This window comes from Streptomyces fructofermentans, from assembly GCF_014651055.1.
Classification (GTDB): Bacteria; Actinomycetota; Actinomycetes; order Streptomycetales; family Streptomycetaceae; genus Streptomyces; species Streptomyces fructofermentans.
Map to the genome: position 1 here is coordinate 97,028 of NZ_BMWD01000001.1, position 18,669 is coordinate 115,696.

Here is an 18,669-nt window from a genome sequence, read left to right on the forward strand (position 1 = left end):
GACGGCCCGGCCCTCACCCGGGCCTCCGCCGACCGCTCCACCCAGCCCTCCACCCGACCCCTCCACCCGGCCCCCGTGAAGATCAGGGGAGTCTCGGGGGTCCACCCTGATGCCCGGGGGCGCCCGGCGTGTGAACATCGATGCCATGCCGGAAGCCGCTGCCCTGTCTCCAGACGCCCCGCGGCCGCCGCGCAAGCTCTACCGCAGCAGCGACGGACGCTGGCTCGGGGGCGTGGCGCGGGGGCTCGCCGGGCACTTGGGGCTGCCCGTGATCTGGGTGCGCCTGGTCTTCGTCGGACTGTTCATGGCGGACGGCCTGGGCGCGCTGCTGTACGCGTCGTTCTGGTTCTTCGTCCCGCTGGGCGTCGGAGGGGTGGACGCGGAGCGGCCCCCCGCGCTGGCCACCGAGACCTCTCCCGACGGCCGCCGCAGGCTCGTCGCACGCAAGCCCGACAAGGGCCAGATCGTCGCGCTGCTCGCGATGGTCGTGGTGGCCCTGATCTTCGTCGGCAACGTGGACCTCAGCGGAGGCGCCAAGGCGTACCTGTGGCCCACGGTCCTCGTGGGCGCGGGCGTCGCGCTCGTCTGGCGCCAGGCGGACAACTCCCGCCGGGCCCGCTGGATGGAGGTCGGCCGCCGCCGGCGCACGATCACCCTGCTCCGTTCCGCGGCCGGTGTCCTGCTCGTCACCGCGGGCGTCTCCGGGATATTCGTCCTCCAGGGCTCCGCCGCGCACCTCGGCTCGGTGCTCCAGGCCGCGCTCGCGGTCCTCGTCGGGATAGCCCTGCTCGCCGGCCCGTATCTAGTGCGCATGACCCAGGACCTGTCCGAGGAGCGCCTGATGCGCATCCGCGCCCAGGAGCGCGCGGAGGTGGCCGCGCACGTCCACGACTCGGTGCTGCACACCCTGACCCTGATCCAGCGCAACGCGGAGAACGCGGGCGAGGTACGGCGTCTCGCCCGCGCCCAGGAGCGAGACCTGAGGAACTGGCTCTACAAACCGGAGGGCACCGGCAAGGACGAGGACGACGAGCCCGACACCCTCGCCGAGGCGGTCAGGCGCAGCGCGGCCGAGGTGGAGGACAAGCACGGCGTGCCCATCGAGGTGGTGGTCGTCGGCGACTGCCCGCTCGACGACAGGATCGGTGCCCAGATGCAGGCCGCGAGGGAAGCGATGGTCAACGCGGCCAAGTACGGTGGCGAGGGCGGCGCGGTGCAGGTCTTCGCGGAGGTCGAGGGAAGGACCGTCTTCGTGTCGGTCCGTGACCGCGGTCCGGGGTTCGATCCGGACGCGATACCCGCCGACCGCATGGGCGTCAGAGAATCGATCATCGGCCGCATGGAGCGCAACGGCGGCACGGCCCGGCTGAGAGCGGTGCCGGACGGCGGCACGGAGGTCGAGCTGGAGATGGAGAGGGCGGAGACATGAGCGACGCGAACGTACCGAACGGAGCGGCCTCGCCGGGGGGCGCGACCGGCCCGGCCGCGGCCGGCACGCCGTCGGCGCCCGCCGCGGCCCAGGGCCCCGCCGGCGCGGCGGAAGCCGGAACCGGCGAGCCCGGGCGGCGCGTGCGGGTCGTCCTCGTCGACGACCACCGCATGTTCCGTACGGGCGTCCAGGCCGAGATCGGGCAGACCGAGCGGACCGGCGTCGAGGTGGTCGGGGAGGCCGCGGACGTCGACCAGGCGGTCACGGTCATCACGGCGACCCGCCCCGAGGTCGTCCTCCTCGACGTGCACCTCCCCGGCGGCGGCGGGGTCGAAGTCCTGCGCCGCTGCGCCCCGTTGATGGGCGACGCCGAGCGGCCCGTACGCTTCCTCGCGCTGTCGGTCTCGGATGCCGCCGAGGACGTCATCGGCGTGATCAGGGGCGGTGCCCGCGGCTATGTGACGAAGACGATCACCGGCACCGACCTCGTCGACTCCGTCTTCCGCGTCCAGGACGGCGACGCCGTCTTCTCGCCCCGCCTGGCAGGGTTCGTACTGGACGCCTTCGCCTCCACCGACGCCCCGCCCGTCGACGAGGACCTGGACCGGCTCACCCAGCGGGAGCGCGAGGTACTGCGACTCATCGCGCGGGGATACGCGTACAAGGAGATCGCCAAGCAGCTCTTCATCTCGGTGAAGACGGTCGAGTCGCATGTCTCGGCGGTACTGCGGAAGTTGCAGCTCTCGAACCGGCACGAGCTGACGCGGTGGGCGACCGCGCGACGGCTCGTCTGACGGCCGCCGCGCCGGCCGCCACCGCCGCCCGCGGGAGTCCGGCTGCCTGGACGCTGCCTGGGGTCCGGACGCCCAGGCGGTCCCTCGGCGTCGCGTGCCTGGGCGGTCCCTCGGGCCCGCGTGCCCGGGTGCGCTGTCTGTGGTCCGGTGACCGGGGCACGCCTCGATGCGGCGATGGGGTGCCTCCGGGCACGGGGGTGAACAGCGGGCTCGGGCCGGCCGCCAGCCGTTCCGCCCGCCGGGGCCGCCGGCCGCGGGGACTCCGCCCGCCGGGGCCGCCGGCCGCGGGGACTCCGCCCGCCGGGGTCGCCGGCCGCCGGGACCCCGCTCGCCGGGGCCGTCGCCCGCCGGCTGTCGGAACCCCACTTGCCGGGGTGGCCACCGGAACCTCGGCCACCGGAACCCCACATGTCGGGGCGCTCGCAGGACCGTGGGGTTCACAGCCCGGGGCGGTGTCCCTGGAGTCCTGGCTCCCGACCGGATTCGGGCGCGGGCTCCGGCCCCGCCTCCGGCGTGGAAGCCGGGTCGGAGGTGGGGTGAGTGCCGGCCCCCGGTGCCGAAGCCGTACCGGAAGTGCGCTGCGGCCCGGTGGACTTCGGTGGCAGCACACGCAAGGCCCAGCGGTAGTGCCGTACGGCCTTCACCACCCCGATCAGGCCGGTCACCCACAGGATCGTTCCGATCCCCGTCACCAGCACCACCCGGCTGTACGCGACCGGTCCCGGCTCCGCGCCCGTCGCCCCGGCGAACGACGTCCACAGCCCGATCGAGCAGACGGCGAGCGAGGAGAGCAGCCAGAAGAGGCTGAGGCCGGGGGAGCGCAGGCCGGCGTCCGTGGGCGGATGGCTGTCGAGCCTGGCCCAGACGTCGAGGAGGCGGCTGATGTCACGGTCGCGGCGGACGGCGAGGACGACGGCGGCGACCGACGGGGTGAGCGCCGCGAGACCGAGGGTCCCGAAGAGGGGGCCCAGTACGAAGCCGGTGGAGTCCCGCTGCTCCAACTGCTGCAACGGCAGCACGAGCAGCGCCCACCCTATGATCGCCGCGACGGCCAGCAGCCACAGCAGCAGCACCCGGTGCACCCCGAGGCTCAGCCTGCGCAGTTCGTCCAGCGTGCGCCCCCGGTCGGCCAGCAGGGACGCCCGGTCCGGCCACACGCCGAGGTGCGCGGGCGGCGGAGGCGACGGCAGGGTGGGGCGGGGCATCGGAACCTTCTCCAGGGCGACGGCGAACCGGTGGTCCGGGGCGGATCGGCACCCCGGGCAGCGCTGTGCAGACGCTACCGCGCCAGTGTGTCCGTACCGTCAACACCCGGTCCGCCCGCCGCTCAAGCGGCTTGAACCACCCTTCTCCCGAAGGGCGTTCACCCGTCGACGCCTCGCCCGGGAAGGGCTCTCAGGCCACGCGTGTGGCTCCCGCGAAGGGCATCTCGGTGATGGGCGCCACCCGCACCGGAGCCGAGGGGTTGGGGGCGTGGATCATCTGCCCGTTGCCGATGTACAGCCCCACATGGCTGATTCCCGAGTAGAAGAACACCAGGTCGCCCGGCTGGAGTTCGGAGCGGGCGACCCGCTGTCCCGCGTTGATCTGCGCGTATGTCGTGCGGGGCAGGGCAATGCCCGCGTCGCGGTACGCGGCCTGCATCAGCCCGGAGCAGTCGAAGGCGTCCGGTCCGGTGGCCCCCCACACGTACGGGCTGCCGAGCTTCTCGTAGGCGTACGCGATCGCCGTCGCCGCGCGGGAGTTGGAGGCGGTGGTCCCGGACGGCACCGGGCCCGCGTCGCGCGGGGACGCGGCGGAGCGCGAGGCGCGCGAGGCACGCGCGGTGTCGGGGTCGTCCGCCCCGATGCGCGTCCGCTCCCCGGCGGGCAGCCGCGACAGGAGGTCCCGGGCCTCGTCGAGCTTTCCGGTGACCGTCTTCTTGTGGCGCTTCAGCTCCGCCTGCCGAGTCCTGAGCGCCGTCAGCTCGACGTCGGCCGCCCCACGCAACTGCTCGATCTCCCGGAGCTGCCTGCCGACGCGCCTGACCGTCGAGGCCTGCCGACTGCCGGCCCGTTCGGCGAACGCCGCGCCGTCCAGGTACCGATCGGGGTCGGAGGAGAGCATCAGCCGCAGCGACGGATCGATGCCGCCGTCCCGGTACTGGGCGGCGGCCTGCGAACCGAGCGCCGCGCGCTCGGAGTTGAGCCGTTCCGTGCGGCGCGCGGCCTCGTCCTGGAGGCTGTCCACGCGGCCCTCGGCCCGCGCGGCCTTCTCCTTCGCCCCGTTGTACTTCTCGGTGGCGACCTCCGCCTCCTGGTAGAGCTTGTCGACCTTCGCCCTCACCTGGGCCGGTGTCAGATCCGGCACCGCCGTCCCCGTTCCCTCGAACCCGGTCGCGCCCGCCGCGCCCGCGAGGGCGATGGTGAAGGCTGTACGGGCTGCCGTGCGGCCGCCGAGTGAGCGCCGGATGGGCCTGCGGTGCGCTGCCACGTGCGATCAACGTCCTTCCGTACGGCCGCGGAGTCGGCGAAGCGTCCCCGGCGGACCCGGTTGCACGTCCGGCGGCGGCCCGCACAGGGGAGCGGGTCGCCGCCGGACCTTTCGGCGGTGGTGTCCGACCGCCGCCCCTGACCCGGGCGGTGTCGGGAGGCCGGTCACCTGGGGAAGGACGCTAAACCTGGACCTGTGACGGGTGTAACGGCATGTACGGAAGTGGCGCCAGTCGGGCATGAGCTGACCGGATACGACCGCGATCCGGGCCCGGGGCCGCCGACTTGGCGTGGCGCGGTGACCGATGGGGTGTTTGTGCGCCGGCGGTCACGGAGGCGGTGCTATGGGGTCGGCAGTGAGGGGACGGGGGCGGTGCCGAGGGAGCGCGGGGCGTCCGGTTAGGGTCCCGGCCCATGGACGTACTCATTCATGTCTTCGTCGCCCTGCACGTCATCGGCATCGCCGCTCTGCTCGGCGGGTTCCTCACCCAGCTGAGGGCGATGGGCGGCGGTACGGCCCGCTTCACCCCGGTCATGCTCCACGGCGCGCTCACCATGCTGGTCACCGGCGCGGTCCTGGTCGGCCTCAACCAGGCCGACGACCAGAGCGTCGACAACGTCAAGATCGGCGTGAAGCTGGCGCTGCTGATCGTGATCCTGGGGCTCGTCTACGTGAAGCGCGACGAGGAGAGGGTCGACAAGGGGCTGTTCGCCCTCGTGGGCGCGCTGACCACGGCGAACGTCTTCATCGCGGTGCTCTGGACCTGACCTGACCTGACCTGACCAGGTGGGGCGAGTGGCACGGGCCGGGCGTGGGCCGGGCGTTGGACGGGAACGGGAGCGGGCCGGGACACGAAAGGTGTCCCGGCCCGCTCCCGTCCTGCGGCCCCGCGGTCCTGCGCGGCGGTGTACCTCAGGCCGGGCGCACGACGCTGTGGACCGGCATGTAGTAGATCGACTCCTCGCGGACGTACGCCCCCGGCTTGGGCGCGTGGACCATCATGCCGTCGCCGACGTACACGCCGACGTGGCTGATGTCGTCGAAGAAGAAGACGAGGTCACCGGGCCTGGCGTCGTTCACGGAGACCGTCGTACCGGCGTTGACCTGGTCCCACGTGGTGCGCGGCAGCGTGACACCTGCGGCCTTCCAGGCGGCCTGGGTGAGCCCTGAGCAGTCGTACGAGCCGGGGCCGCTCGCCCCCCACACGTACGGCTTGCCGATCTGCGCGCGGGCGAAGGCGAGCGCCTTGGCGGCCTTCGCGTCGTACGAGGTGTCGGTGCCCGGCGTCGCGGTGGCGGTGGAGGTCCCCGTGCTCTGCGTCGCCGCCTGCCGGCGTCGCTCCTCCTCGTCGGCGGCCTGCCGGCGCGCCAGCTCGTCCGCCTTGCGCAGGGCCTCCTCCTGCTTCTCCCGCTCGATCGCCGCGAGCCGCGCCCTCTCCTCGGCGGTCAGCCTGGAGAGGAGGTCGCGCGCCTCGGCGAGCTTCCGCTGCACGTCCGCCTTGGACGTCTTCAGCGTGCTCTGCGTGGCGGTGAGCGTCTGCAGGCTCTCGGACGCCTCCTGCCGCTTCCTCGCGGTGGCGGCCTGCTGCGTCCCGTAGTCGTCGACGGCCTCCTTCTGGCGGCTGGTCAGCCGGTCCATCAGTTGGCTCTGGTCGAAGTAGTCCTGCGGGTTGTCGGCCAGGAGGAGGGAAGCGGTGTCGGGGGCGGCGGCACCCGTGCGGTACTGCGCGGCGGCGAAGCCACCCAGTTCCTCGCGGGCGTCGTTGAGCTTCTCCGTGCGCTTCGCGACGTCGTCGAGCAGTGTGTCGACGCGCTTGCGCTGCTTGGTGGTCTTCTCCTTGGCCGCGTTGTACTTCTCGGTGGCCGTCCCCGCCTGCTGGTAGAGGTCGTCCACCTTCTTCTGGACTTCCTCCATGCTCGGCTTGGGCTCCTCGGACGGCGAGGCGTTCGCCGTCTGGGAGAGCAGTGCCACGGAGGTGAGAGCCGCGGTGGCGAGGGCCGGGGTGCGTATGCCCATGCCGCTGGGGGGCCGCGACTTGCGGTGTGGCGCCACGTGGGCGTCTCCTTCCGTCATCCGCCTACCGAGTTAGCTGTCGGGTTCGGGCTGGTGCTTCGGAAGGTTTGCCCTACGGTCCTTCTCCCGTACGGGAGTCGGCCCGATTCACCCCAAGGTCGGTTTGGGTCCCCGGTTCCGTCGGCCACGAGGGGCGTACCGGATTCGGCGGAGGGCGCTCGGCCCGGCGTGTTCGCCGGTGCGGGTCGAGCGACCTACTCGAAAGTTAGCCAATTCGTGTGGCTCCTGTGAAGTTTGATGTGCGATATGCCCGATACATTTTCGTGACCTTAGCCTCGGCCACCGGCTCCCGCAGCCAATCCGGAGTGATCTGGGGGGACTTGTCCGAAGCGGCGGTCCTCGCGTCCGTCGGGCCGGTCGGGGTCCGTGGAGTCGGACGAAGCGCGGAAGTCCGGAACGCGGAGGGTGGGCGGGCGGCGGACGGTACGGCCATGGGCGGGCGGCTCGGTACGCGACGGGAGCGGGGCGCGGGGTCCGGCGCGGTACCCCCGCCGCGTGCCCGGTGCCACCGCGCGGGGCGTCCGACCTGCGCCGCCCGGCCCGTGTCCGACCTGTGCCGCCCGGCCCGGAGCGCCCGGAGGCGACCGGCACCCGGGCCGGGCGTCCCGCCGCGAACTCGGGCGCGCGGAGGACGGAGAGTGACGGCTCCAGTGCGGGCGGAGGGCGCAGGCCGGGCCGCCGCTGCCTTCCGGCGGGCGGTGCCGGGCCGTATACGACGGCCTCTGGGGAGCGGGTCGGCGGGGCAGCGGGGTGCGTCACTCCGCGGAGGCTTCCGTGCCGTGGGGCGGCGGTTTCCGGACGGACGCCGGCCGACGGCAGGCCCGGACCTGCCAGGGCCGAACCTCTCAGGGCCGGACGTCCTGGGGTGCGGAGAGGGCCGGCGCCGTCTCCGGGGACGCCTCCGTCGCCGGTCGGAGCCCTGAGCGGTCCCTGCGGGGCCTGGCGGTCCCTGTGGGGCCTTGCACGGCCGACGGCCGCACAGAGGTCGCCCGGCCCCCTCGTACGGCCCGCGGCCCTCACCGGAGCCGCTGGGCCCGACCGGTCCCATGCCCCGGCCCGGCCGGCCCGAACGGCCCGGCCGCCGTACGGTCCGGCGGTCGGCCCCGTACGACGGGCAGGGTGAGCGGTCGGCCACGTACGACGCGAGGGCGGCTGCCCGCAGGCCCGCACAGGTCCGCACAAGCCCGTGCGGCAGTGCCGGAGTCCTGACCGCCACGGTCCGGACGACGGGGCTCCGGACAGCCATGGTCCGGACGACGGGGCTCCGGACGGCCGGGGTCCGGACAGCCGGGGTCCGGACGGCAGCGCGTCCCGACCCGAGGCCTCGTACGGCTGGAGGCCGGGCGCCCGTAGGGCAGGACGCCGGTCGGCCCGTATCGGATTCCACCGAGTTCTCAGGGTGGCGGCGGGCTGTCAGTGGGGGCGCCTAGACTCGGAGAGCGATGAGCAGCCTCTTTGACGACAGCTTCCTGGCGGACCTCAGGCCCTCGCAGGCCCACGAGGAAGAGCCCCCGCCGCCGCCCGAGGACGAGACGCCGGATCCCGTTCCGGACGACTTGTTCGGCGGCCGTTTCGACGTGCCGCCGAGCCGCGACGGCTACTACCGCGACGGCGCCCCGCGTCCCCACGTGGACCCGGCGGCGCTCCTGGACGGGCTGAACGAGAACCAGCGTGCGGCGGTCGTCCACCAGGGCTCCCCGCTGCTCATCGTGGCCGGTGCGGGCTCCGGCAAGACCCGTGTGCTCACGCACCGGATCGCGCACCTGCTGGGCGAGCGCAAGGTGCACCCGGGCCAGATCCTCGCGATCACCTTCACCAACAAGGCCGCGGGCGAGATGAAGGAGCGTGTCGAGCAGCTCGTCGGGCCGCGCGCGAACGCGATGTGGGTCATGACCTTCCACAGCGCCTGCGTCCGCATCCTGCGCCGGGAGAGCAAGCAGCTCGGCTTCACGTCGTCCTTCTCGATCTACGACGCGGCCGACAGCAAGCGGCTCATGGCCCTGGTCTGCCGCGACCTGGACCTCGACCCGAAGCGCTTTCCGCCCAAGTCCTTCAGCGCCAAGATCAGCAACCTCAAGAACGAGCTGATCGACGAGGAGGACTTCGCCGCCCAGGCCGCCGACGGCTTCGAGAAGACGCTCGCCCAGGCCTACGCGATGTACCAGTCGCGGCTGCGCGAGGCCAACGCCCTCGACTTCGACGACCTGATCATGACGACGGTCAACCTGCTGCGCGCCTTCCCGGACGTCGCCGAGCACTACCGCCGCCGCTTCCGCCATGTGCTGGTGGACGAGTACCAGGACACGAACCACGCGCAGTACGCCCTCGTGCGGGAGCTCGTCGGCACCTCCGAGCACCCCGTGGACGTGCCGCCCAGCGAGTTCGACCTGCAGCCCGCCGAGCTGTGCGTGGTGGGTGACGCGGACCAGTCGATCTACGCCTTCCGGGGCGCGACCATCCGCAACATCCTCCAGTTCGAGGAGGACTACCCGAGCGCGACGACGATCCTGCTGGAGCAGAACTACCGCTCCACGCAGACGATCCTCACCGCGGCCAACGCGGTCATCGAGCGCAACGAGTCCCGCCGCCCCAAGAACCTCTGGACCAACGCGGGAGCGGGCGCCCGGATCACCGGCTACGTCGCCGACACGGAGCACGACGAGGCACAGTTCGTCGCCGACGAGATCGACCGCCTCACGGACGCGGGTGACGCGAAGGCGGGCGACGTCGCGGTCTTCTACCGGACGAACGCGCAGTCCCGTGTCTTCGAAGAGGTCTTCATCCGTGTAGGCCTGCCCTACAAGGTCGTGGGCGGCGTCCGCTTCTACGAGCGCAAGGAGGTCAGGGACGTCCTGGCCTACCTCCGCGTCCTGGCGAACCCCGAGGACTCGGTCCCGCTGCGCCGCATCCTGAACGTCCCCAAGCGCGGCATCGGCGACCGCGCCGAGGCGATGATCGACGCCCTCTCCCAGCGCGAGAGGATCAGCTTCCCGCAGGCCCTGCGGCGCGTCGACGAGGCGTACGGCATGGCGGCCCGCTCCGCCAACGCCGTCAAGCGGTTCAACACGCTGATGGAGGACCTGCGGACGATCGTCGAGTCCGGCGCCGCGCCGGCGACGGTCCTGGAGGCCGTCCTCGAACGGACCGGCTACCTCGCCGAGTTGCAGGCGTCCACCGACCCGCAGGACGAGACCAGGATCGAGAACCTCCAGGAACTCGCGGCCGTGGCCCTGGAGTTCGAGCAGGAGACCGGTGAGGGCGAGACCGCGGGCGGACTGTCCGCGTTCCTGGAGCGCGTCGCCCTGGTCGCCGACTCGGACCAGATCCCGGACGAGGAGGAGGACGGCTCGGGCGTGATAACGCTGATGACCCTCCACACCGCCAAGGGCCTCGAATTCCCCGTGGTGTTCCTGACCGGCATGGAGGACGGCGTCTTCCCGCACATGCGCGCGCTCGGCCAGGCCAAGGAGCTGGAGGAGGAGCGGCGGCTCGCGTACGTCGGCATCACGCGCGCGCGTGAGCGGCTGTACCTGACGCGTTCGTCGATGCGCAGCGCGTGGGGGCAGCCCTCGTACAACCCGCCCTCCCGCTTCCTGGAGGAGATCCCGGAGACGCACCTCGACTGGAAGCGGACCGGGGCGATGGGCCCGGTCTCGTCCGGTCCCGTCGGGGGAGTCGCCGCCTCCCTGTCCTCGTCCCGTTCCCGCTCGGCGGCCTCGGGCGCGTCGGGTTTCGCGACGCGCCGCGGCGCCACCGACAAGCCGGTCGTGTCGCTGGCGGTCGGAGACCGTGTCACGCACGACCAGTTCGGCCTGGGCACGGTGGTCGGGGTGAAGGGCACGGGGGCCAACGCCGAAGCGACGGTGGACTTCGGCGAGGAGAAGCCGAAGCGGTTGCTGCTGCGCTACGCGCCGGTCGAGAAGCTGTAGTCAGCGGGGACGCACGGGGCGTGGACGGAGCCGCCGCTGGAAGCGGGGGCGCTGCCCGCGCCGCCCCGCCCGGAGCCGGCATCGGCCCGGGCGTGCCGCGAAGTCCGCCCGGTACGGGCCCTGTTGGCAGCGGTTCCGCGAACCGGGCAGCAGGGATTCGGTGAATCGGCGCGGCGGAGTGTCAGGGGCTGAGACCGTGGCTGCGCAGCCACGGCAGCGGGTCGATCGCGGAGCCGCCGCCGGGCCTGACCTCGAAGTGGAGGTGCGGACCGGTGGAGTTGCCGGAGTTCCCGGAGTAGGCGATCGGGTCGCCGGCCTGCACGACCGTGCCCGAGGCGACCTTGTACGTGGAGAGGTGGCAGTACCAGGTCTCCGTGCCGTCCTTGGCCGTCACGATGATCATGTTCCCGTACGCGCTGTTCCACTGCGTACGGACGGTGCCGTCGGTCGCGGCCATCACCGTCGTGCCGTACGAGACGGGGAAGTCGATGCCGGTGTGCACGGACATCCAGTTGACGCCCGCCTGGCCGTAGTAGGCGCTGAGCCCGTGCTGCGAGACCGGCAGGGCGAACTTCGGGCGAAGCCGCTCCTTGCGGGCCGCGTCCTCCGCCGCCTTGCGCTTCTCGGCGGCCTGCTCGGCCTTGAGGTCGATACGTTCCTGCGTGCGGCTGGCCCGGTCCGCGAAGTCGTCCGCGTCGGCCGAGAGGTTCTCCAGCTGCGTGTCGAGCTTGTTGTTCGCGGCGGACGGCTGGACGGCGCTCGCGTCGGGGGCGGCGGCCGTCGTCTGCACGTCGTCGGCGCTGCTTCCGCCGGTCACCGAGGCGGCGGCGATACCGGCGACGCCCATCACGCAGGCCGACGGCACCGCGATGGTGAGCAGTGCGGAGCGCTTGGCCGGGCTGCGGCGGCGGGAGCGGGATCCGGAACGGCCCGCCGTACGGGACGAGGGGCGCGGAACGGGGGTGATCTCCTCGACGCCGTCGAGGAGGAAGGGCTCGCCGGAGGTGCCGTCCTCGGTGTCCGCGTCGGCCTCGTTCTCCTCGGCCGAGGTGAACTCGCCTTCCGCGGTGGCCTGTTCCTCGTAAGGAGCCTGCTCGAAGGTGGTGGTGGCCTGCTGGGCGTACGACTCGTCGCGGCCGTACGTCTCCTGCTCGTACAAGTCCCGCTGCTCGTAAGGGTCGTGCTGCTCGTACGACTCATGGCTGCGGGCCGCGTAGCCGTCGTGCTCGGTCTGTGCCTGGTGGTGGACCTGGGTGTGGGACTGGTCGCCGCCGTCGGAGTTCCACGCCGTCGCGTCGTAGGCGCCGGTCTCGAAGGTCGGGGCGGTCCACTGCTGGGTCCCGTCGACCGGATCGGCCTGGTGCCAGGCGTTGGCGTCCCACTGGCCGGTGCCCTCGTGGTGCACGGCCTGATTCGGGATCTCGCCGAGCTGCTGATGTCCTGCGCCGGTCCAGGCGCCGCTGCTGTCGTAGCTGCCGGTCTCGTACGCGGTCTGGTGCTGCGCCGCGTACGGGTCGTAGTGCACCGCCTGATGGTTCTCGCCGGACCACTGGCCGGCGTCGTACGCGCCGGTGCCGCCGGCATTTCCGCCGCCGCCAACGTCGTTGCCGGGGAGGTCGCCGAACAGGGGGTCGGTGGCGAAGCCCGAGGGGGCGTAGCCGCCGGTCGCGTCGTAGCCGCCGGGCGTCCCGTACGTGTTCGCGGGAGCGGCGTCATATCCGGTGGCGGGGTACCCCTCGTACATGGTGAAGTCGCCGTACTGGCCTCCCTGCTGGCCGTAGGACGCGTAATGCGCCGAGTTGGCCTCGGGAGCCGGAGCCGGGGGAGTTACGGTCCCCGACGGGTGACGGTCGTTCACCAACTTCTCTTTCGCCTCGACAACAGGGGCTGGCAGAGCAGTGCGGCGACTGTACCCGGCGGTATGAGCGCGCGACAATCTTCAGCAGGTTTCCTCCGCTCGGGAAACGGGCATTCGGCCGCCTTTCGGTGGAGGGTGGGCACAGCTTTGGCCTGGCGTTCGATGGATGTTCGAAAAACTGATGTGGTTCCGGGTCGCTCGTGGGGCGCCAAGAGCCGCTTCGGGTGGCGTGCGCCGGTGGCGTGATGCCCTATTGCTCCACTTGCGGTCGTTAAGTCCGCATGCTGCGGTCGTGTTGGTGTTCGGAGGGCTGTCCCGCCGACGTCAGGCGACCGTCAGGCCGCCGGTCTGCTCGGCGGGGCGCACCCCGGTCTCCTCGGCGTCCAGTGCCTGCCGGATTCCGAGGGCGACGGCCGGGTGGACGGGGAGCGCGAGGTGTCCGATGCCGCTCACGCGCACGTTCTGCGTCAGCAGGTCCGGGTGCTCGATGCACGCGGACTCCAGCGGGTCCATCAACTGGTCCAGATCGCTCCAGAAGCTCACGAACCGGGTGCGGCAGTGCGGCGCGGGCTGCCGGAGGTCCTCCAGTACGGCGGAGTCGGGGCGCATCTGCCGCACGATCGGGTGCGCGTTCATCAACGGGGCGACCAGCGTGCCCGAGTGCGGGGTGCCCAGCGTGACGAGCGTCCGTATCCGAACGTCACCGCCCAGGCACTGCGCGTAGTAGCGGGCGATGAGGCCGCCGAGGCTGTGCCCCACGACGTCCACCTGCTGGTGGCCGGTCCGCTCGCAGATCTCCTCGATGTGCCGGCCCAGCAGTTCGGCCGCGGTCCGTATGTCGCAGGTCAGCGGGGAGTAGTTGAGCGACTCGATCTGGTGGCGGCCGTGCTGGATCAGCGAGCGGCGCAGCAGGACGAAGACCGAACGGTTGTCGATGAAGCCGTGCAGCAGGACCACCGGCGGCTTCGCCGGGGTGGGCAGCCGGGTCGGGTCCGGAAGTCCGGCCGTGTCCGCGCCGGGCAGGCCGGCCGGTGTGCGGGACGGCAGGGGGACCGGGCGGCGCTCCGGCGTGATGCCGGACGGGTACAGGAGAAGGTGGCCCGCGAGGATCGCGATCTCCAGGGCGGTGGCCTTGAGGAGGGCCAGTGACAGTCCGGCCAGTCTGCCCGGAAGCAGGCGCTGGCAGAGCGGAAGAAGGGGCAGTGCTGCCCTGGTGACCTTCATGGTCGACCTCCCGTCGGCGCACGGAGGGACCACTCCGTCCCCCGTGTGCCCTAGTGGGAAGCCGATGGTGAGGAGGCGATGGCGCACGTGCGGCGTGTGTGACGCCGGTGGAGCGACGGAGTCTCCGTCGTCGTGCCCTCGCCGGTGCGCAGTACCACCGGCTCCGCGCGGCCTGCGGAGCGGAGGTACGGCGACCTCGTGGCGGCTCCCCTGCGCCCGTCCCGGATGCGGCTCCTGCGGTGGGGTGCGGCCCCGGTGTCGCAGGTTGTGGGATCGGTGCGCGGCGAACTTGTCCCACCGTGTGATTTCCCCCTCGGTCTCCACCGCGAAACTGCCGGTTGCGGGATGGTGGCGATAACGTTCGTTCACTTCCCCACCCGTGCGGTGCGGGATCGCTGTGCCGCCGGGGCATACCTGACACGGGTGCGGTGCCGGCGAGTCGCCGCCGCGGCCGTCGGGTGCTTCAGTCGGTACGGGCCGGAAACTCGGGCCGGACCGGTTGTGGCGGGTCGCGGTCGGTGACGTTCAGTGACGGCTGCGGCTGCGGCTGCGGCTGTGGCTGCCGTCGGTGGTGGCCGGCGGTGTTTGATGGCAGTTGCAGTAGTTGAAGACAGTTCGGTACAGGTCGAAGGGCGGCGGGCGGCACGTTCGGGTCGTCGGTCCCGGTGGACCTCAGCAGATCGGTGTAGTCGGTTCATGGAGGCAGTGATGGGTGTGGCAGCCGGTCCGATCCGCGTGGTGGTGGCCAAGCCGGGGCTCGACGGCCACGATCGCGGGGCCAAGGTGATCGCGCGGGCACTGCGCGACGCGGGCATGGAGGTCATTTACACAGGTCTCCACCAGACGCCCGAGCAGATCGTCGACACGGCGATCCAGGAGGACGCCGACGCGATCGGTCTGTCGATCCTCTCCGGCGCGCACAACACGCTCTTCGCCGCGGTGATCGCCCTCCTCGAGGAGCGCGACGCGGCGGACATCAAGGTGTTCGGCGGCGGGATCATTCCCGAGGCGGACATCGCTCCGCTCAAGGACAAGGGCGTGGCCGAGATCTTCACCCCCGGTGCCACCACGGCGTCGATCGTGGAGTGGGTACGCGGGAACGTCCGCCAGGCCGCCTGAGCCTCCGCCCGGCCCTTCGCGGGCCGGTCCGAGCCTGCACCGCCCTCTTCGACCGCCTGACCCCGCCCGAGCGCCCACCCTGTCCGAGCCTGTGCCCGGACGGGGGCGGCCGGGTGCGGATGCAGCGGGGGGCTGCTGTGGTGCTGTTGCGGGGCTGGGTGTGGGCTGGGTCGGGCCTGTGGCGGGGGTACGCGGGGGGTGCGCCGGGGGTGCGTCCGGGCTGGACCCCTTGATCGTCGCGCGAGGTTCCGCGCTGTTGCGTCGGCTGCTCGGTGCGGGTCGCCGGGAGGGCCATTCGGGTGACTCCGGCCGACGGCAGGTCCTCCCGCCCCGCCGGTTCCGTTGGTGGCTCGGTGGCTCGGTGGCTCGGTGGCTCGGTGGCTCGGTGGTCCGGTGGTCCGGTGGTCCGGCGGGGCCGTGGAATGGGGTGGGCCCTCCTCAGGGTTCCGTGAGTTCTTGGTGCATGGTCGCGCGCAGGCGCAGCGTGGTTACCAGGCGCTGGAAGGACTCGGCCCAGTAGCCGCCCGCCCCCGGCGCCGCGTTCTCCCCCTCGTCCGGTACCGCCGTCAGCGCCTCCAGGCGGACGGCCTCCGACGGGTCCAGGCAGCGCTCGGCCAGCCCCATCACCCCGCTGAAACTCCACGGATAGCTCCCCGCGTCCCGTGCGATGTTGAGAGCGTCCACGACCGCCCTCCCCAAGGGCTCCGCCCAGGGCACGGCGCACACACCGAGCAGTTGGAAGGCCTCGGACAGCCCGTGCGCGGCGATGAACCCGGCCACCCACTCGGCCCGCTCGGCCTGCCCCAGGGTGCCCAGCAGCTTGGCCCGCTCGGCGAGCGACACCGCCCCCGGCCCGCCGGCCTCCGGTGCCGCGGGTGCCCCCAGCAGGGCTCTGGACCAGGCGGGGTCACGCTGCCGTACGGCCGCCCGGCACCACGCGGCGTGCAACTCGCCCTGCCAGTCGTCCGCGACCGGCAGCGCCACGATGTCCTCCGGGGTACGCCCGCCCAGGCGGTCCGGCCACGTCGCGAGCGGCGCCGCCTCCACCAGCTGGCCGAGCCACCAGGACCGTTCGCCCCGGCCTGCCGGTGGCTTGGGCACCACGCCGTCCCGCTCCATCGCCGGGTCGCACTCGTGCGGAGCCTCCACGGATATCGTCGGCGCCCCCCGCGTGTGGTCCATGGCCACGCATGACCCGGCGCGTCCGCCCATTCGTGCCGCCAGCGCGGAGCCGGGCAGCGCGGACAGCAACTCCGCCGCCGTGGCCCGCACATTGCGGCTGCGGTCCGCCAAGGCCTGCTCCAGGAACGGCTCGTCCGCCGCGCACAGCCCGGTGCGCAAGGAATCGAGGAACATCAGCCGGTCCTCCGCCCGCTCCGTCGGCCAGGTCGCTGCCAGCAGGTCACGGGCGGTCGCCGCGTCCTGGGCTCGGACCGCGGACAGGAGCGCGACCCGCTCGGCGAACAGCCCTTCCTCCCACAGAGTCCGCATCCGGTCCGGCTCGCCGGGCCCGGGCAGCACCGCCCCGCCGCCGGGTGCCGCTCGCAGCGCGAACCGCCAGTCCGGGTTCAGCCGGGCCAGCCACAGGGCACGCGGCCCAGCGAACGCCAGCACCGCGGGCCGCAGATCCGTCCGTCCCCGGGCCGCGTCCAGGAGCGCGGGCAAGGTCTGCGGGGGTGCGGCGAACCCCCGCTCGTTCGCCGTGGCCAGCCATTGCGGCAGCAGCTCCATGAGATCCGGGGCCGACCCTCTGCGGCCGCCGCCGGTTCCGGGCCGGTCGGCGAGGAGCATCGCCAGTCTCCGTCCGGCCGCCGGGGGCAGAGCGGGACGCGGGTCCCGCCCTGCCGGCTCCGGGCGTGCCGCCGCGCGGCCCGGACGCAGCCCGGCGCGCCGTCGCACGGTCTCCACCGCCGCGGCGTCCAGCAGGGCCGTCGGCGCGTCGCGCCCGGCCGAGACCCCCGCCGAGACCCCCGGCGGGGTCCGCCGCGTGGTGCCCAGGAGAGCCGCCGTGACGAGCTCCTCCCACTGCCCGGCGCCGGGCGCTTCCGTGGGAACGGGGGTCCCGTTCATGAGATTCCTTCCGTCAGGAGGTGGGGGAGGTGGGCGAGGTGGGGACCGTGACCGTGCGAGACGCGGGCCACACGGAGGACAGAGAGGTCAGGAAATGCGCGGAAGACGCGGCGGAGGCGGCGGGCGCAGCGGAGGCCGAGCACGGGGAGCAGGCCGCAGGGGCCGACGAGACGGACGACGGGGCCGGCGAGGCGGACGACGGTGCCGGCGAGGCGGACGCGGGCCGGGTGGTGGGGACGCGGCCGGACCGTGCTGTCAGCACAGGGGTACCGCAGCGCCCGGGCCCTGCGGCCACGCGGTGAGTGGAGTGAAGCCGCGGTGCCCGCACTCGCCGAAGACCGTGACCGGTGCCCCGCCCGAGAGGGCGACCAGGCGCCACAGCCCTGCGTTGGACTCGGCGGCGAGGGTCAGGGGCAGGGCCAGCTCCCCGTCGGCGTCCGCCAGTTGCCAGTGGTCGCCGTCGGGGGTCGGTATGACGCGGCCCAGCGTGACCGGGTGGGAGTCCAGCCACGGATCGTCCCGGAGGGCGTCGCCGTACTGGCGGGCCGCCTCCGCGACTCCCACCGCGGGCGGACGGAGCGTCGTGGGCGCCGGGGCGGAGAACTGCTCGCCCAGCGCGGCCCGCGGCTGTCCCGCGCCCGGATACGCGGACACCTCCGCGTCGAGCGCCGGCCCGACGGGCAGTGCCAGCTCGGGTGCCCGGCCCGCGGCCCCGTACGACAGCAGCAGAACCGTGCGCCCCGACTCCGCCCCGTGCAACCAGATGCGGCGGGTCGTGAGTCGGCTGTCCGCCGAGTCGTACTGGGCCAGCACCAGCCACTGATCGCGCACGGGCGGTCCGTCCGCCGAACCGGGCAGGCCGATACGTGAGCGGACCGTCGCGGCCAGTCCGTCGGGCAGTTCCTCGCGGCGCAGCCACCCCTGGTCGAGGAGGTGGAGCAGCGCGCACTCCTCCAGCAGCCGGACCGGCCAGCCCGGTCCCGAGGACGGAATCGCTCCCAACTCCCTGACACGAGCGGCCAGTCCCGGCGCCTGCGCGTCCACCATCCGGGCCGCCGTCTCCTCCCACAGCCCGTACCCCGCGCGCTCCGCCGCGGCCAGACCGCCCCGCAGCAGATCCGTCAACCGCTGCTCCAGCTCCGCGGCTCCTGCCGTGATCCGCTCGGCCCGGCGCTCCGCCCTTCGCCGGGCCGCCTCCGGGTCGGCGGAGGGAGGGGAACCCGCCGCGCTCGCGGCTCGTTTGTCGTCAGCCCGCTTGCGTCTCCCCTCGATCCACTCCTCCGCCCAGTCCGGTGCCTGCCCCCGCGGCACCGTGCCGTCCTCCCCCGCCCAGAGCAGCAGCAGCCCCAGCGCGTGCTTGCACGGGAACTTGCGGCTCGGGCAACTGCACTTGTAGGCGGGCCCCGTGGAGTCCGCGATGTCGACGACCGTCCGATACGGATTGCTCCCGCTGCCCCTGCACAGCCCCCACACCGTCCCCTCCTCGGAACTGCCCGCACCCGACCACGGCCCGGCCGCTCCGAGCCTGCTGCCCGCCTTGCGTGACGCGACGTCAGGAGCCAGTGCCAGCACCTGATCCGCCGTCCAGCGCACCCCCTGCTGAGTCATGCTCCCGAAGGTAGATCCCGCCACTGACAATCGCCCCTTGCGGTCATATCCGTGCAGGTCAGGGCGATTGTCAGTGGCGTGGTGCACGGTGGA

At 72.9% G+C, this 18,669-nt stretch carries 12 protein-coding genes and 1 riboswitch; of the genes, 5 read left to right on the top strand and 7 right to left on the bottom strand.

Going from position 1 to position 18,669, the window contains the following annotated elements:
* The first annotated feature begins 145 nt into the window (after positions 1-145).
* The gene (locus IE265_RS00405) at positions 146-1,429 is read left to right on the top strand and encodes an ATP-binding protein (RefSeq protein ID WP_190033222.1); all 1,284 of its coding nucleotides are present in this window, start codon (positions 146-148) and stop codon (positions 1,427-1,429) included.
* On the top strand, positions 1,426-2,223 hold the full coding sequence (locus tag IE265_RS00410) for a LuxR C-terminal-related transcriptional regulator (protein WP_268255774.1): 798 nt from the start codon (positions 1,426-1,428) through the stop codon (positions 2,221-2,223). Before IE265_RS00405 ends, IE265_RS00410 begins: the two co-directional genes overlap by 4 nt.
* Before the next feature lie 437 nt (positions 2,224-2,660).
* Here the strand turns inward: IE265_RS00410 and IE265_RS00415 are convergent, their stop codons facing one another.
* Both IE265_RS00415 and IE265_RS00420 read right to left on the bottom strand, forming a co-directional pair.
* A complete protein-coding gene (locus IE265_RS00415; RefSeq protein ID WP_190033223.1) occupies positions 2,661-3,428 on the bottom strand; it encodes a hypothetical protein in 768 nt (255 codons plus the stop codon).
* A 190-nt stretch (positions 3,429-3,618) separates the two neighbouring features.
* Positions 3,619-4,695: a C40 family peptidase gene (locus tag IE265_RS00420; RefSeq protein ID WP_190033224.1), complete on the bottom strand. Its 1,077-nt coding sequence runs from the start codon at positions 4,693-4,695 to the stop codon at positions 3,619-3,621.
* A gap of 413 nt (positions 4,696-5,108) precedes the next feature.
* Between IE265_RS00420 and IE265_RS00425 the strand changes: the two genes are divergently transcribed.
* Positions 5,109-5,462, top strand: coding sequence for a hypothetical protein (locus IE265_RS00425; protein WP_190033225.1), 354 nt, complete (start codon positions 5,109-5,111; stop codon positions 5,460-5,462).
* Positions 5,463-5,607: 145 nt separating this feature from the next.
* Here IE265_RS00425 and IE265_RS00430 read toward each other — a convergent pair whose 3' ends face one another.
* Positions 5,608-6,747, bottom strand: coding sequence for a C40 family peptidase (locus IE265_RS00430; RefSeq protein ID WP_190033226.1), 1,140 nt, complete (start codon positions 6,745-6,747; stop codon positions 5,608-5,610).
* A gap of 7 nt (positions 6,748-6,754) precedes the next feature.
* Positions 6,755-6,928: riboswitch (cyclic di-AMP (ydaO/yuaA leader) on the bottom strand.
* 1,282 nt (positions 6,929-8,210) lie between these two features.
* Here IE265_RS00430 and pcrA point away from each other — a divergent pair.
* On the top strand, positions 8,211-10,697 hold the full coding sequence (pcrA, locus tag IE265_RS00435; protein ID WP_190033227.1) for a DNA helicase PcrA: 2,487 nt from the start codon (positions 8,211-8,213) through the stop codon (positions 10,695-10,697).
* A 181-nt stretch (positions 10,698-10,878) separates the two neighbouring features.
* Here the strand turns inward: pcrA and IE265_RS00440 are convergent, their stop codons facing one another.
* Together IE265_RS00440 and IE265_RS00445 are read right to left on the bottom strand one after the other, a co-directional pair.
* The gene (locus IE265_RS00440) at positions 10,879-12,555 is read right to left on the bottom strand and encodes a M23 family metallopeptidase (protein ID WP_190033228.1); all 1,677 of its coding nucleotides are present in this window, start codon (positions 12,553-12,555) and stop codon (positions 10,879-10,881) included.
* Positions 12,556-12,879: 324 nt separating this feature from the next.
* Positions 12,880-13,779 carry an esterase/lipase family protein gene (locus IE265_RS00445; RefSeq protein ID WP_190033229.1) on the bottom strand — a complete coding sequence of 300 codons (900 nt, stop codon included), beginning with the start codon at positions 13,777-13,779 and terminating at the stop codon, positions 12,880-12,882.
* A 708-nt stretch (positions 13,780-14,487) separates the two neighbouring features.
* Between IE265_RS00445 and icmB the strand changes: the two genes are divergently transcribed.
* Positions 14,488-14,898: a coenzyme B12-dependent isobutyryl CoA mutase small subunit gene (gene icmB / locus IE265_RS00450; protein WP_190033230.1), complete on the top strand. Its 411-nt coding sequence runs from the start codon at positions 14,488-14,490 to the stop codon at positions 14,896-14,898.
* Between the two features lie 438 nt (positions 14,899-15,336).
* Here icmB and IE265_RS00455 read toward each other — a convergent pair whose 3' ends face one another.
* A complete protein-coding gene (locus tag IE265_RS00455) occupies positions 15,337-16,968 on the bottom strand; it encodes a DUF5691 domain-containing protein (protein WP_190033231.1) in 1,632 nt (543 codons plus the stop codon).
* Positions 16,969-17,223: 255 nt separating this feature from the next.
* Positions 17,224-18,576 carry an SWIM zinc finger family protein gene (locus IE265_RS00460; protein WP_190033232.1) on the bottom strand — a complete coding sequence of 451 codons (1,353 nt, stop codon included), beginning with the start codon at positions 18,574-18,576 and terminating at the stop codon, positions 17,224-17,226.
* Positions 18,577-18,669 lie beyond the last annotated feature (93 nt).